Consider the following 13,667-nt stretch of genomic DNA (forward strand, 5'->3'; position numbering starts at 1 on the left):
TCCAGTTATTTTGCCGCTATAGTCGTCGCTTCGACCCCCGACCGAGGCTTACCGCCATGCCCCGCTGCTTCTGGTGTACCGACGATCCACTGTACCAGGCCTATCACGACGAGGAATGGGGCGTGCCGCAGCGCGATGCCGGCCATCTGTTCGAGATGCTGCTGCTCGAAGGCGCGCAGGCCGGCCTGTCGTGGATCACTGTGCTGAAGAAGCGCGAGCGCTATCGCCAGGTGTTGCATGGGTTCGATCCCGAGCGTCTGGCGCGCTTGAGCGATGAAGAGATCGAGGTGCTGATGCAGGACCCCGGGATCATCCGCAACCGCCTCAAGCTCAAGGCCGTGCGGCAGAACGCCCAGGCCTGGCTGAAGCTGGAGGATCCGGTGACCTGGCTCTGGTCGTTCGTCGGCGGCGAACCGAAGATCAACCACTTCAGCGACCGCAGCCAGATGCTGGCAGTGACGCCTGAAGCCGAGGCGATGAGCAAGGCGTTGCGCAAGGCTGGCTTCAACTTCGTCGGACCGACCATCTGCTATGCCTTCATGCAGGCCACGGGTATGGTGATGGACCACACCACCGACTGCGACCGCTATGCGCAACTGAAGGGCTCATGACCACCATCACCACGCTGGATGAATTGCAGGCACTGTACGGCGAAAGCCACGAGCGCTCGCGGCGTAAGGAGTTGCCGCGGCTGATCGAACCCTACCGCGCGCTGATCGAAGCCTCGCCCTTCGTGGTGCTGGCGAGCGTTGGCCCGGATGGCCTGGATTGCTCGCCGCGTGGTGATGCGCCGGGCTTCGTGCAGGTTCTCGACGACCAGACCCTGCTGCTGCCGGATCGCCCCGGCAACAATCGCATCGACAGCCTGCGCAATATCGTGCTCAACCCGCAGGTGGCGCTGCTGTTCCTGATTCCGGGCGTCGGCGAGAGCCTGCGGGTCAACGGCCGTGCCGAAATCTCCCTCGACCCCGAGCTTCTGGAACTGGGCCGTGCCCAGGGCAAGCTGCCGCGCAGCGTGCTGCGCATCCATATCGACAGCTGCTACTTCCAGTGCTCCAAAGCGGCGGTGCGTTCCGGTCTGTGGGATGCATCGCGCCAGGTGGTGCGCGCCAGCCTGCCAAGTGCGGGCGACATCTTCCGCTGCATCTATGAGGAATTCGACGTCGAGGCCTACGAGCGCGATCTACAGCAGCGGCTGCGGACGAGCCTTTACTGACTGAGCTGGCCCTGGTCGTTACGCCTTGTCTCACCAACGTTTTTGAACGTCCTGTTAAACTGGGCGCTTTGCAGAAACGCTTGGAGTCTCTCGTGGAAAAACTCAAGGGCGCCCTGGTGGTCGGGTTCCTGCGTCTGTTCGCACTGCTGCCCTGGCGCGCCGTACAGGCCGTGGGCAATGCCATCGGCTGGCTGATGTGGAAGCTGCCGAACGGCTCGCGTGACGTGGTGCGCATCAACCTGAGCAAGTGCTTCCCGGAGCTGAATCAGGCCGAGCTGGACAAACTGGTCGGGCAAAGCCTCAAGGACATCGGCAAGACCCTGACCGAAAGTGCCTGCGCCTGGATCTGGCCGGCGCAGAAATCGCTCAAGCTGGTGCGTGAAGTGGAAGGCCTGGACGTGCTGCAGCAGGCGCTGGCGTCCGGCAAGGGCGTGGTCGGCATCACCAGCCATCTGGGCAACTGGGAAGTGCTCAACCACTTCTACTGCAACCAGTGCAAACCGATCATTTTCTACCGCCCGCCGAAGCTCAAGGCGGTCGACGAGCTGCTGCAGCAGCAGCGCGTGCAGATGGGCAACCGCGTCGCGCCGTCGACCAAGGAAGGCATCCTCAGTGTCATCAAGGAAGTACGCCGTGGCGGCGCCGTGGGCATTCCGGCCGACCCGGAGCCGAGCCGTTCGTCGGGTGTGTTCGTGCCCTTCCTCGGTACCACCGCGCTGACCAGCAAGTTCGTGCCGGGCATGCTCACCGGTGGCAAGGCGGTCGGTGTGTTCCTGCATGCGCTGCGTCTGCCGGATGGCCGCGGCTACAAGGTGATCCTCGAGGCGGCCCCCGAAGGGATGTACAGCGAGAACGTCGAAGAAGGCGTGGCGGCGATGAGCGAAGTGGTGTCGCGTTACGTGCGCAACTACCCGAGCCAGTACATGTGGAGCATGAAGCGCTTCAAGAAACGCCCGGATGGTGAGGCCAAGTGGTACTGACGTACTGCCACTGAGCACGATGATGAACGAAGGCGCCTCGATGGCGCCTTTTTTCTGTCGAGCGTTGGGAATTGCTTCGATTTTGCGTTATTAAAGGCTGCATCGTCCGCCTACCCCCGGAGCCGTCATGCCGAACCAGCGCCAGCAGGTGCGTACCCCGATGAAGTGCCGGATCAAGATCAGCCACCCCAGCTTCGGCGAGCTGTTGGCGCAGACTCGTGACCTGTCCGATAGCGGTGTCTACGTGAAGCATCCGGACATGGCCAGCTTGTCGGTCGGCACCGAAGTGATCGGCCAGGTGCAGGATTTGCCCTTCCCTGCGCCGGTATTGAAGATGGAAGTGATGCGCGTGGATGCTGAAGGGGCCGGCCTGAGGTTTCTCGGCGAGGCCTGAACGGAGCCAGCCAGTTCGGACATTCGCAACGAGCGTTTCGGCTCAATGGAACATTTTGTTACATCTACACTCTGATCTAGGCCTCACTCCGAGGTGGCGTCCATCAGAGGCGTTTTCGACATGAGTCGAGCGGTATCCGAACTCCCCGTCCAGGGCGCTGATGCGCCTGATCTTCTTCCTCCTTCACAACCCGGCTGGTTGCAACGCAACCGCCAACTGATCGGTCTCGGTCTCTCGCTGCTGTTGTTCGGCCTGGCGCTGGTCGCCTGCTGGCACCTGGTGCGCGAGATCAACCCGGATCAGGTGCGTGAATCCCTGGCGGCCGTGCCGCCGCAGGCCTTGCTCGCCGCCTTGCTGGCCACCGTGCTGGGCTTTTTGGTGATGCTCGCCTACGAGTGGTCAGCCAGCCGCTATGCGGGCGTCGACCTGCCGCCGCCGACCCTGGCACTCGGCGGTTTCTGCGCTTTTGCCATCGGCAATGCGGTGGGCCTGTCGGCGTTGTCCGGTGGTTCGGTGCGCTACCGCCTGTACGGGCGCAATGGGCTGAGCGCGGGCGATGTGGCGCGTATGAGCCTGTTCGCCAGCCTGTCGCTCGGCGTCAGCCTGCCGATCCTCGCAGCATTGGCGGCGCTGTTCGATCTCGAGGATGCCTCGGCCGCGCTGCACCTGTCCGAGCCGGTGCTGGCGGCGTTGGCTGTTGCCATACTGGTCGCCGCCACGGCCGTGGTGCTGCTGGTCAGCCGCAAACGCCTGGCCGAGTGCCCCGCGCCCGGCTGCTGGCAGGTGGATCTGGGACGTTTCAGTCTGCGTCTGCCGGGCCTACGCATGAGCCTGACGCAGTTGTTGATCAGCAGCCTGGATGTGCTGATTGCCGCCAGCGTGCTTTACCTGTTGTTGCCCGAGGCTCCGCCTTTCTCCTCCTTCGTGCTGGTCTACATGCTGGCGCTGGCGGCCGGTGTGCTGAGCCATGTACCGGGCGGTGTCGGGGTGTTCGAGGCAGTGCTGTTGGCGGCCTTTTCCTCGCGCATCGACCCGGCCGGTCTGGTCGCGGCGATGCTGCTCTATCGCCTGCTCTATGTGGTGCTACCGCTGGTGGCGGCCGGGCTCCTGCTGCTGGCTGCCGAGGCGCGCCGCTTGTGGTTTCCACGGCAGGTGGCGCGCGTGGCCAGCGGCATGGCGGTGCCGCTGCTGGCGCTGCTGGTGTTCTGCGCCGGTATGGTGCTGCTGTTCTCCGGGGTGACCCCCACTGTGGATGAGCATCTCGAGGCCCTGGGCTTTCTCATGCCACCGCAACTGATCGCTGCCTCGCACCTGGCGGCCAGCCTGGTGGGCACGCTTTGCCTGTTGCTGGCGCAAGGGCTGCGCCGGCGCCTGTCGGCGGCCTGGGCACTGACCCTGGTGCTGCTTTGCCTGGGTGTGGTGCTGTCATTGCTCAAGGGCTTCGACTGGCCGGAGGCCCTGGCCCTGGCGGCCATCGCCGGCTTGCTGGCGCTGTTTCGCCGCGAGTTCTACCGGCGCAGCCGGCTGATGGACGTGCCGGCATCCGGCCTGGCGCTGGCGGCCACGGCTGGAGTGATCGCCGCCTCGGTGTGGCTGCTGCTGTTCGTCTATCAAGATGTCGCCTACAGCCATCAGCTGTGGTGGCAGTTCGAGCTGGATGCCAACGCCCCGCGCGGCCTGCGGGCCGCACTGGGCAGCGCCCTGGTGCTGTTGGCCGTCGGCCTGACCTGGCTGTTGCGCGCCACACCACCGAGCATCAGCCTGCCGGACAGCGAGGCGTTGCTGCGTGCCCGCGCCATCGTTCAAGCCTCGCGCCAGCCGGAGGGCAGCCTGGCCCTGAGTGGCGACAAGGCGTTGCTGTTCCACCCTGATGGCGAAGCGTTTCTGATGTACGCGCTGCGCGGCCGCAGCCTGGTTGCACTGTTCGATCCTATTGGCCCGGCGGCGGCACGTGCCGAGCTGATCTGGCAGTTCCGTGACCTGTGTGACCGCCACCATGCGCGGCCGGTGTTCTACCAGGTGCGCGCGGAGAATCTGCCCGGCTATATCGACATAGGCCTGACCGCGCTGAAGCTCGGCGAAGAGGCGTTGGTGGACCTGAAAACCTTCGATCTGGCCAGCAACGGCAAGGAGATGAAGGCGCTGCGCTATACCTGGAATCGCGGTCAGCGCGATGGCCTGAGCCTGGAGTTCCATGCCCCCGGCCAGGTGCCGATGGCAGAGCTGCAGGCGATCTCCGATGCCTGGTTGCAGGGCAAGAACGTACGCGAGAAAGGCTTTTCCCTGGGCCGTTTCAGCCCCGAGTACCTGGCGCACTTTCGCGTCGTGGTGGTGCGTTTCGAAGGTCGTGCGGTGGCCTTCGCCAACCTGCTGGAATGCAAGACGCGCGCTGTGGCCAGCCTCGACCTGATGCGCGTGCTGCCGGATGCGCCGAAGTCGACCATGGAATTTCTCATGCTCGGCCTGATCCAGCAGTTCCAGAGCGAGGGCTATGCGCGCTTCAGCCTCGGCATGGTGCCGCTGGCCGGTCTGCAGACGCGCAAGGGGGCGCCGCTGCCGCTGCGCCTGGGTGCGCTGGTGTTCGACCGTGGTGAGAACTTCTACAACTTCCAGGGCCTGCGCCGCTTCAAGGACAAGTTCCTGCCGCAGTGGGAGCCGCGTTACCTGGCCGTGCCGGCCGGGCTCGATCCTTGGGTGGCATTGGCCGACACCGCCACGTTGATCGCTGGCGGCCTGGGTGGACTGGTGAGGCGCTGAGATGAGCAGGACGACAAGGAGGCTGGGTGGGTTGTTGCTGGTTGTGGCCCTGGCTGCAGGCGCAGTGGGTTGGTGGTCGATGCGTGCGGTACCGCATCTGCAGACGGTGCAGATACAGGGCAACTCGGCGCAACTGCTGAGCCAGGGGGACGCGCGTCAGCGTGTGCTGCTGCTCGCGCCTGCCGACCAGGCGCTGGACGAAACCACGCTACGCCGCTTTGCCGAAGTCGGCGATCTGCGCCTGCTGCAACTGCCCTTCTCGCCTGGCGACTGCAAGGCGCAACAGCAACTGATCAGCCTGGCCAGCGAGGAACTGAGCGGCGCCCCGACCCTGGTGGCCGGTATCGGCCCGGCAGCGGCCTCGGCCTGGCGCTGGCTGGCGGCGCAGCAGAGCGATGAGGCCCAGGCGCTGTCGGTCGGCTTCGACCTGGCCAAGCCCGATTGCGCCGAGCCATTGCCGAACAAGGCCGAGCACGGTCACTGGATCGCCCTGTGGAACGACAATCCGGGTGACGACAACGCCCGCTTCCTGCGTGAACAGTCCAACGGTGAGCCGCGTATCGGCGCGCTGAGCACGCCGCTGCCGACGCTGCTGGCCGATCAGTTGCAGCGCCTGCTCGCCAGTCAGGGCGCGGCTATGCCAGTGATCGAGCATCCTTCGGCGCAGCCGGCCGAAACTCTGACCCTGTTCTATTCCGGCGATGGCGGTTGGCGTGACCTCGACCGCGCGTCCGCCGAGCACATGGCCGCGGCCGGTTATCCGGTGGTGGGCATCGACACCCTGCGTTACTACTGGCAGCACAAGAGCCCGGAGCAGAGCGCCGCCGACCTGTCTCGGCTGATGCAGCAGTACCGCGACAAGTGGCATGTGCAGCGCTTCGTGCTGGCCGGTTATTCCTTCGGCGCCGACGTGCTGCCGGCGATCTACAACCGCTTGCCGGCCATCGATCAGCAGCAGATCGACGCGATGCTGCTGCTGGCCTTCGCCCGTAGCGGCAGTTTCGAGATCGCCGTCAGTGGCTGGCTCGGCAAGGATGGTGCGGAGGCGCCGACCAGCCCCGAACTGCGCAAGGTGCCGGCGGCCAAGGTGTATTGCATCTACGGCAGCGAGGAGACGGCCGAGAGCGGCTGCACCGAAGCCGGCGCTCCGGGGGAGCACCTGATGATCAAGGGCGGACACCACTTCGACGGTGATTACGCTGCGCTGGCGCAGAAGATGCTGGCGGCGATCAAGGCGCGCCAGCCGCGTTAGTCCCGCTGACGCATACCGATTCTGTAGGAGCGGATTCATCCGCGAAAAATCGCGGCTAAAGCCGCTCCTACAAGATTGCGCGCAGCAGGGCGTGAACCCATCCTCAATTGGCCTCGTTCACCGCACTCAGAAACGCCTTGGTTCGCTCCTGCTGTGGGTTGCCGAACAGTTGATCCGGCGTGCCCTGTTCATGGATGCAGCCCTGGTGAAAGAAGCACACACGGTCGGCGAACTCGCGGGCGAAGCCCATCTGGTGGGTGACCATCAGCATGGTCAGGTTGTGCTCGCTGCCTAGACGGCGGATGACATTGAGCACCTCGCCGCACAGTTCCGGGTCGAGCGCCGAGGTCACTTCGTCGAACAGCATCACCTTGGGCCGCATCGCCAGCGCACGGGCGATGGCCACGCGCTGCTGCTGACCGCCGGAGAGCTGCAAGGGGAAATGGCGCAGCTTCTCGCCCAGGCCGACCATTGCCAGCAGGTCCTCGGCGCGTTCGGTGGCCTCCTTCCTGCCCATGCCGAGCACCTGCATCGGCGCCTCGATCACGTTTTGCAGCGCGCACATGTGCGGGAACAGGTTGAAGCTCTGGAACACCATGCCGATCTTGCCGCGCACCTTGCGCTGGTGGCTGGCGCTGGCGGGCACCAGACGACCGTCGCGGCCGGGCATGTGGGTGAGAGGTTCGTCGTCGACCGAGATCACCCCTTCGTCGATGCTCTCCAGAGTCATCAACGCGCGCAGCAGGGTCGATTTGCCCGAACCGCTGGGGCCGATGATCGCCACCTTTTCGCCGGGGGCGACGTCCAGGTTGAGCTTGTTGAGCACGGTGAGATTGCCGTAACGCTTGGTCACGTCGGTGAAGCGAACGATGGGCTGGGGCATTGAGGAACTCCCGGCAGCGTCTGTGGAGTTGAGGAAAGCAGTCATCGGGCAGTGACCTCCAGCCGATCTTCCACGCGCCGCACGCACCAGGCCAGGGCCAGGCTGAGCAGCAGGAAGAAAAGACCGACCATGGTGATGGGCTCGAGGTAGCGGAAGCTCTCCGAGCCGATGTTCTTGGCTTGCTGCATGATCTCCACCACGGTGATGGCCGACAGCACCGGGGTGTCCTTGAGCATGGCCACCAGGTAGTTGCCCAGCGCCGGCAGGATCGGCCGCAGTGCCTGCGGCAGGATGATCTGCCGGTAGGCCGACAGCGGCGACATGTTCAATGCCGTCACCGCTTCCCACTGGCCACGCGGCACGGCATCCAGCCCGGCGCGATACACCTCGGCGGTGTAGCAGGCGTAGTGCAGGGCGATGCCGAGGATGCCCGCCTGCAGCGCGGTGAGATTCAGGCCGTAGTTGGGGAACACGTAGAACAGGAAGTACACCTGGATCAGCAGCGGCGTGCTGCGGATGAACTCGATCAGCCCGGCCACCGGCCAGGACAGCCACAGGTGCTTGCTGCGCCGGGCGATGGCCAGCAGCAGGCCGAGGACGATGGCGATGGCAAAACCGGCGAAGGTGATCAGCAGGGTATTGAGCGAGGCCTTGAGCAGATCCGGGAGGATGCTCAGGGCGAAATCCCAGTCGAAGAAATTCATTGCAGGCCTCCGCGCATCCGGCCACGGCTCAGGCGTTTTTCCAGCAGGCGCATGCCGAGGTTGATCACCTGGGCCATGACGAAATACAGCAGCAGGGTCAGGGCGAAGATCTCCAGCGTCATGAAGGTCGCCTGATCCAGCTGACGGGCGCGGAAGGCCAGGTCAGACAGGGTGATCAGCGATACCAGCGAGGTGTTCTTCAGTAGTTCGATCAGCAGGTTGGTACCTGGTGGAATCGCCGCCAGCAGCGCCTGCGGCAGGATGATGCGCAGGAAGCGTTTCGAGGGTCGCATGTTCAGTGCCGTACAGGCCTCGTACTGACCCTTGGCCACCGAGCGTATCGCGCCGCGCATCACTTCCGCGCCATAGGCACCGATATGCAGGCCGAGGCCGACGACGGCCACGGTGAAGGCGCTCATCTCGACGTTGAATGGCGGCATCGGCAGCACGAAATACAGCCAGAACAGCTGCACCAGCAGCGAGGTGCCGCGAAAGATTTCGATGTAGGTGATCGCCAGCCAGCGCAGCGGGCCAATTGGCGACAGCCTGCCCAGGGCAGCGATCACCGCGCTGACGATGGCCAGCAGCGAGCCCCAGAAGGTGACTTGCACGGTGACCCAGGCGCCTTGCAGCAGCAGGGGAAGAAGATCGGTCATGGATGTCTACCGCTCTATGCAGGGAAATACACCACGCACCTGGGTGCGCGGCGTTACCCGTGCATTACTGGCCGCAGAGTTCGGCGGCGGTCTTGTCGGTGATGTTGGACTGGTCGAAGCCGAAGGGCCCCACCGTGGCCAGGTGCTCTTCGCTGCCCAGCCACTGCTTCAGCTCGGCATTCACCGCATCGCGCAGCTCCTTGTCTTCCGGGCGGAAGGCCAGGGCGCCGTAACCGGTATGGGCCGGATCGTCCTTGAATTCGGCGATGGCTTCGACGCTGTCGCCGCCCTTGTCGGCCAGGCCCTTCATGGTCAGCTGGGTGCCGACGGCGGCATCGGCACGCCCGGCGCGCACGGCCTGCAACTGTGCGGTGGTGTCCGGCACCTGGAGGATCTGGTCGTTGGTGATGCCGGCGCTGCGGGCATAACCCAGGTTCACCGTGCCGGACATGATCGCCACCTTGGCCCCACTCTTGGCGATGTCTTCGTAGCTGTGCAGGCCCTTCGGGTTACCGGTTTTCACCAGTAGGGTGTCGGGCAGTTGGTAGTGCGGGTCGGTGAACAGCACCTGCTTGCAGCGCTCGGGGGTGATGTACATGCCGGCGGCGATCAGGTCGAAGCGGCTGGCGCGAAGGCCGGGGATCAGCGAACCCCATTCGGTGAGCACCGGGTTGATCTTCTCGACGCCCATGCGCTCGAAGATCTTCTTGACGATCTCCGGTGACTCGCCGGTAACGCTGCCATCGAGAGCGGTGTAGGCGAAGGGGGTTTCGTTGGCGTAGCCGATGCGCACACTGCTGCTGTCCTTGACCTTGTCCAGGGTCGAGGCCTGGGCGCCGGCGGCGAGGCCGGTGAGCAGGGTGCAGGCCAGCGCGAGGCGGCCGAAGCGGGAGGGGATAACGCTACTCATCTTGGTGTTCTCCTGTTTCTTGTAGTCCGCCAACGGCGGCGTGCTGTGTTAGGAGGCAGGTAAATCAAGAGCGTTGGAGCGCTGTTCACGCCAGGTGGTAATTCTTCTGAGGTGCCAAGGCACTGTTTTCCACCCTTGGCCCGAGCATACAAAGGCTTTTTTGGCTACGGCATTGCACTAGGACAATTGAATCGTAACGCCTCACGCGGGATGCTTGAACGCAGTCGCCGGAGGAGCCATCGATGCACAACTGGAAGAAGGCCCTGGCTAACGCTCGCCCGGGCGAATCGAAGTACAAGCTGCTGGTCCAGGCAGTCGCCGCCGATATCGAACAGGGTACCCTGATCGACGGCCAGCGGTTGCCACCGCAACGCCAGGTTTCGGATGCCCTGGGCATCAGCGTGCAGACCGTGACCAACGCCTACAAGGAGCTGGAGCGCCAGGGCCGCGTGCGTTGCGAGGTGGGCCGTGGCAGTTTCGTTTCGCGGCGCACCAGCGAGCGGGTGGCCACCAGCATGCTCGATCAAACCGAGCAGGCGCTGATGGACTTTTCCAACGCGCGCATCCTGCACACCGATGCCCACGATCGCCTGTGGCGACAGACCTGTCTGGAGCTGGCGCAGGAGCCGGATCAGCCGTGGATTCACGCCTTTCGCCCGATAGCCGGCATGCAGCACCAGCGCGAGTCGGCAGTGCGCTGGCTGGCGCGTCTGGGCATGGATGTCGGTATCGAGGACGTGCTGCTGACCAGCGGCGCTGCCCACGGTATTTTCCTCGCCCTGGCCACCCTCGCCGGCCCGGATGACGTGGTGCTCTGCGAAGGCCTGACCGACCACGGCGCCATCGGCAGCTCGCAGGTGCTCGGCTTCACCCTCAAGGGCCTGGAGATGGATCGCTATGGGCTGAACCCCGAGCACTTCGAGGACATGTGCGGCAACGAGCGGATCACCGCGCTGGTCTGTACGCCCAACCTGAACAACCCGACCAGCGCACTGATGCCCGACGAGCGCCGCCGCGAGATCGCCGAGATCGCCCGCCGCTATGGCGTGTACATCATCGAAGATGACGTCTACGGCCCGCTGCTGGCCGGCCAGCAGGCCACGCGGCCGCTCAGCCATTACGCGCCGGAGCTGTCGTTCTACTGCACCAGCATGACCAAATCGGTGCTCACCGGCCTGCGCATAGGTTATCTGGTGATGCCCAAACGCCTGGCCCTGCGCACCGAGAGCATCCTGCGGGTCAACAGCTGGATGGCGCCGTCGTTGCTCGGAGAGATCGCCACGCGCTGGATCGACTCTGGCGAGGCCGAGGACCTGGTGCAGTTGCAGCGGCAACTGCTGGCCAACCGGCAGGCGCTGGTGGAGCAGGAACTGGGCGAGCACCTGATCGGCAACCATCCCTATTCGCTCAACAGCTGGTTGCGCGTGCCCGAAGGCTGGGAAACCGATGGCCTGCTGCGCGAGCTGCGTCGGCGCAACGTTGCGCTGACCTTGCCCGATCCCTTCGTCCCGCCCGGCATGCCTCGGCCGCGCGCGGTGCGCCTGTGCGTCGGCGCCGAATGCAGCGAAGCGAAGATGCGCCAGGGCGTGCAGATCGTGCGTGACGTCTTCGAGCAGTACCCGAAGGTGCATGATTTTTAGCGCTGTTGAAGAGTTTCGCGGCTGAAGCCGCTCCTACAACACTTCCAACGGTACAAGGATTTAGCCCCCTCTCCCGCTTGCGGGAGAGGGTTGGGGAGAGGGGCTCGTGTGGCCCGGATGAAATCCGGGAGCGGTTTGCACCAATGCTTCCGGGTTGCATCGGTGCGCACGGCGCACCCTATGCAAACGCACCGATTGTTTACCTCTTGAAGTACCCGAATAAAAAATCGTCCTAGTACATTCAGCCGCTCAATTTCCCGCTCATACACTCGGCCGCACACCTTCACGGAACGTGCGCCATGTCTTCCATCCCCTTCGATGACCTGCTCCAGGCTCGCCAGCGTATCGCCGGACTAGTGCGTCAGACGCCGCTGGAGCACTCACCGAGCCTGAGTCGCCTGGCCGGTGTGCCGGTGTGGTTGAAGCTGGAGTCGCAGCAGGCCACCGGCAGCTTCAAGCTGCGCGGTGCGAGCAACGCGGTGGCGCAGCTGGATGCCGAGCAGAAAGGCCTTGGCGTGGTCACTGCCTCCACCGGTAACCATGGCCGTGCGCTTGCCTTCGCCGCCTCGCAGCAGGGCGTGAAGGCCATCGTCTGCCTCTCCGAGCTGGTGCCGCAGAACAAGGTGCGCGCCATTCGTGAGTTGGGCGCCGAGGTGGTGATCAGCGGCCGCAGCCAGGACGATGCCCAGCGCGAAGCCCTGCGCATTGCTCGCGAGCAGGGCGCCGCGTTCATCCCGCCCTTCGACCACCCGCACGTGATCGCCGGCCAGGGCAGCCTGGGCCTGGAGATTCTCGAGCAGTGCCCGGATGTCTGCGAAGTGTTGGTGCCGCTGTCGGGCGGCGGCCTGTTCGCCGGCGTGGCGCTGGCGATCAAGGCGGCCAGCCCGGCCATTCGTACCCACGGCATCAGCATGCAACTGGGCGCCGCCATGCACGCCAGCCTCGAGGCTGGTGAGCCGGTCGAGGTGGAAGAGCTGCCGACCCTGGCCGATTCCCTCGGTGGCGGTATCGGCCTGGACAACCGCTTCACCTATTCCATCACTCGCGAGCTGTGCGACCAGGTTCACCTGCTCGACGAGGCCGCCATCGCCCGTGGCATTCGCCATGCCTACCGCGAGGAGCGGCTGGTGGTCGAGGGCGCTGCCGCCGTCGGTATCGCTGCCCTGCTCGACGGGCTGGTCGAGCCGCGTGGCCCGGTGGTGGTGGTGATCAGCGGCCGCAACATTGATATCGACCAGCACCTGCGCGTGCTCAACGGCGCCGACGCCTGAGGAGCCTCCATGAGCAAGACCCTGATACTCAACCAGGCCGATTTGCGCGGGTGCGTCGGCCTCGACACCGACAGCCTCGAGGTGGTGGAAAACGCCTTTCGCCTGCTCGCCACGGCCGCGGTGGCGATGCCGCCGATCCTGCGTCTGGACGTGCCCGAGCATAACGGCGAGGTGGACGTGAAGACCGCTTACCTGCCCGGTGTGGCGCATTTCGCCATCAAGGTCAGCCCCGGGTTCTTCGACAACCCCAAGCTTGGCCTGCCCAGCCTCAACGGCCTGATGATGCTGTTCTCGGCACAGACCGGCCTGGCCGATGCGCTGCTGCTGGATAACGGCTACCTCACCGCGGTGCGTACTGCTGCCGCTGGCGCCATCGCCGCCAAATGGCTGGCCCGCGAGGACGCCAAGGTGGTCGCCGTCCTCGGTGCCGGCGAGCAGGCGCGCTTGCAGCTGCAGGCCCTGCGCCTGGTGCGTGAGGTGCGCGAGGTGCGTATCTGGGCGCGTGATCCCGCCAAGGCCCAGGCCATGGCTGCCGAACTGGACGATGCGCGCGCGGTGGACAGCGTCGACGCCGCGCTGGATGGCGCCGATATCGCCATCACCACCACGCCGAGTCGCGAGCCGCTGATCCAGCCGCAGCATCTGCGTCCGGGCCTGCATATCACCGCCATGGGCTCGGATGCCGAGCACAAGAACGAGATCGCCCCGGCCGTGCTGGCGCGGGTCGATGCCTATGTCGCCGACCGCCTGAGCCAGACCCGCGTGCTCGGTGAGCTCAATCACGCCATCGCCGCCGGCCTGGTTGCTGCGGATGCTGATTTCGCCGAACTCGGCCAGGTCATCGCCGGGCAGCGGCCGGGGCGTACCTCGGCCGAGCAGATCACCCTGTGCGACCTCACCGGTACCGGCGCCCAGGACACCGCCATCGCCAGCCTCGCCTACCAGCGCGCTGTCGCGGCCGGCAAAGGCCTCAGTTTCGACTCCTGAAAACCTGCGGGCGCGGC

The 13,667-nt window shown here is 65.2% G+C and carries 13 protein-coding genes; 9 read left to right on the top strand and 4 right to left on the bottom strand.

Features of this window, described 5'->3' with window-relative positions; translation table 11 throughout:
* Window positions 1-56: 56 nt before the first annotated feature.
* The 6 genes from BLT86_RS19570 to BLT86_RS19595 all read left to right on the top strand — a co-directional run bounded on the left by BLT86_RS19570 (window position 57) and on the right by BLT86_RS19595 (window position 6,599).
* Window positions 57-611, top strand: a complete 555-nt coding sequence (locus BLT86_RS19570) for a DNA-3-methyladenine glycosylase I (protein ID WP_017676290.1) — start codon at window positions 57-59, stop codon at window positions 609-611.
* On the top strand, window positions 608-1,216 hold the full coding sequence (locus tag BLT86_RS19575) for a pyridoxamine 5'-phosphate oxidase family protein (protein WP_017676291.1): 609 nt from the start codon (window positions 608-610) through the stop codon (window positions 1,214-1,216). Before BLT86_RS19570 ends, BLT86_RS19575 begins: the two co-directional genes overlap by 4 nt.
* A 92-nt stretch (window positions 1,217-1,308) precedes the next feature.
* A complete protein-coding gene (locus BLT86_RS19580; protein WP_017676292.1) occupies window positions 1,309-2,196 on the top strand; it encodes a lysophospholipid acyltransferase in 888 nt (295 codons plus the stop codon).
* A 127-nt stretch (window positions 2,197-2,323) separates the two neighbouring features.
* Window positions 2,324-2,590, top strand: coding sequence for a PilZ domain-containing protein (locus BLT86_RS19585; protein WP_017676293.1), 267 nt, complete (start codon window positions 2,324-2,326; stop codon window positions 2,588-2,590).
* A gap of 120 nt (window positions 2,591-2,710) precedes the next feature.
* A complete protein-coding gene (gene mprF, locus BLT86_RS19590) occupies window positions 2,711-5,347 on the top strand; it encodes a bifunctional lysylphosphatidylglycerol flippase/synthetase MprF (RefSeq protein WP_092379059.1) in 2,637 nt (878 codons plus the stop codon).
* Window position 5,348: 1 nt separating this feature from the next.
* Entirely contained in the window at window positions 5,349-6,599 is a 1,251-nt protein-coding gene (locus tag BLT86_RS19595) for a virulence factor family protein (RefSeq protein WP_408003006.1), read from the top strand.
* Between the two features lie 103 nt (window positions 6,600-6,702).
* On the opposite strand, the gene ehuA is transcribed toward BLT86_RS19595, so the two are convergent.
* The 4 genes from ehuA to ehuB all read right to left on the bottom strand — a co-directional run bounded on the left by ehuA (window position 6,703) and on the right by ehuB (window position 9,752).
* On the bottom strand, window positions 6,703-7,482 hold the full coding sequence (gene ehuA / locus BLT86_RS19600; RefSeq protein WP_017676296.1) for an ectoine/hydroxyectoine ABC transporter ATP-binding protein EhuA: 780 nt from the start codon (window positions 7,480-7,482) through the stop codon (window positions 6,703-6,705).
* 41 nt (window positions 7,483-7,523) lie between these two features.
* Window positions 7,524-8,186: an ectoine/hydroxyectoine ABC transporter permease subunit EhuD gene (gene ehuD, locus BLT86_RS19605; RefSeq protein WP_017676297.1), complete on the bottom strand. Its 663-nt coding sequence runs from the start codon at window positions 8,184-8,186 to the stop codon at window positions 7,524-7,526.
* Entirely contained in the window at window positions 8,183-8,842 is a 660-nt protein-coding gene (gene ehuC / locus BLT86_RS19610; RefSeq protein ID WP_017676298.1) for an ectoine/hydroxyectoine ABC transporter permease subunit EhuC, read from the bottom strand. Before ehuC ends, ehuD begins: the two co-directional genes overlap by 4 nt.
* 64 nt (window positions 8,843-8,906) lie before the next feature.
* On the bottom strand, window positions 8,907-9,752 hold the full coding sequence (gene ehuB / locus BLT86_RS19615) for an ectoine/hydroxyectoine ABC transporter substrate-binding protein EhuB (protein ID WP_017676299.1): 846 nt from the start codon (window positions 9,750-9,752) through the stop codon (window positions 8,907-8,909).
* A 242-nt stretch (window positions 9,753-9,994) separates the two neighbouring features.
* Here ehuB and ehuR point away from each other — a divergent pair, with 242 nt between their 5' ends.
* The 3 genes from ehuR to eutC all read left to right on the top strand — a co-directional run bounded on the left by ehuR (window position 9,995) and on the right by eutC (window position 13,650).
* Window positions 9,995-11,392 carry a MocR-like ectoine utilization transcription factor EhuR gene (ehuR, locus tag BLT86_RS19620; RefSeq protein WP_092379066.1) on the top strand — a complete coding sequence of 466 codons (1,398 nt, stop codon included), beginning with the start codon at window positions 9,995-9,997 and terminating at the stop codon, window positions 11,390-11,392.
* Between the two features lie 299 nt (window positions 11,393-11,691).
* Entirely contained in the window at window positions 11,692-12,663 is a 972-nt protein-coding gene (gene eutB / locus BLT86_RS19625) for a hydroxyectoine utilization dehydratase EutB (RefSeq protein WP_092379069.1), read from the top strand.
* Between the two features lie 9 nt (window positions 12,664-12,672).
* The gene (eutC, locus tag BLT86_RS19630; protein WP_092379072.1) at window positions 12,673-13,650 is read left to right on the top strand and encodes an ectoine utilization protein EutC; all 978 of its coding nucleotides are present in this window, start codon (window positions 12,673-12,675) and stop codon (window positions 13,648-13,650) included.
* The last annotated feature ends 17 nt before the right edge of the window (window positions 13,651-13,667 follow it).

The organism is Pseudomonas sihuiensis (genome assembly GCF_900106015.1).
In the GTDB taxonomy this organism is placed as follows: Bacteria; Pseudomonadota; Gammaproteobacteria; order Pseudomonadales; family Pseudomonadaceae; genus Aquipseudomonas; species Aquipseudomonas sihuiensis.

What these genes read in the sequence shown, in the direction of transcription:
- eutC (WP_092379072.1), top strand. Translation starts at nt 12,673, where the DNA reads ATGAGCAAGACCCTGATACTCAACCAGGCCGATTTGCGCGGGTGCGTC.
- ehuC (WP_017676298.1), bottom strand. Translation starts at nt 8,842, where the DNA reads ATGACCGATCTTCTTCCCCTGCTGCTGCAAGGCGCCTGGGTCACCGTG.
- BLT86_RS19570 (WP_017676290.1), top strand. Translation starts at nt 57, where the DNA reads ATGCCCCGCTGCTTCTGGTGTACCGACGATCCACTGTACCAGGCCTAT.
- ehuD (WP_017676297.1), bottom strand. Translation starts at nt 8,186, where the DNA reads ATGAATTTCTTCGACTGGGATTTCGCCCTGAGCATCCTCCCGGATCTG.
- BLT86_RS19585 (WP_017676293.1), top strand. Translation starts at nt 2,324, where the DNA reads ATGCCGAACCAGCGCCAGCAGGTGCGTACCCCGATGAAGTGCCGGATC.
- ehuA (WP_017676296.1), bottom strand. Translation starts at nt 7,482, where the DNA reads ATGCCCCAGCCCATCGTTCGCTTCACCGACGTGACCAAGCGTTACGGC.
- ehuR (WP_092379066.1), top strand. Translation starts at nt 9,995, where the DNA reads ATGCACAACTGGAAGAAGGCCCTGGCTAACGCTCGCCCGGGCGAATCG.
- BLT86_RS19575 (WP_017676291.1), top strand. Translation starts at nt 608, where the DNA reads ATGACCACCATCACCACGCTGGATGAATTGCAGGCACTGTACGGCGAA.
- BLT86_RS19595 (WP_408003006.1), top strand. Translation starts at nt 5,349, where the DNA reads ATGAGCAGGACGACAAGGAGGCTGGGTGGGTTGTTGCTGGTTGTGGCC.
- ehuB (WP_017676299.1), bottom strand. Translation starts at nt 9,752, where the DNA reads ATGAGTAGCGTTATCCCCTCCCGCTTCGGCCGCCTCGCGCTGGCCTGC.
- eutB (WP_092379069.1), top strand. Translation starts at nt 11,692, where the DNA reads ATGTCTTCCATCCCCTTCGATGACCTGCTCCAGGCTCGCCAGCGTATC.
- mprF (WP_092379059.1), top strand. Translation starts at nt 2,711, where the DNA reads ATGAGTCGAGCGGTATCCGAACTCCCCGTCCAGGGCGCTGATGCGCCT.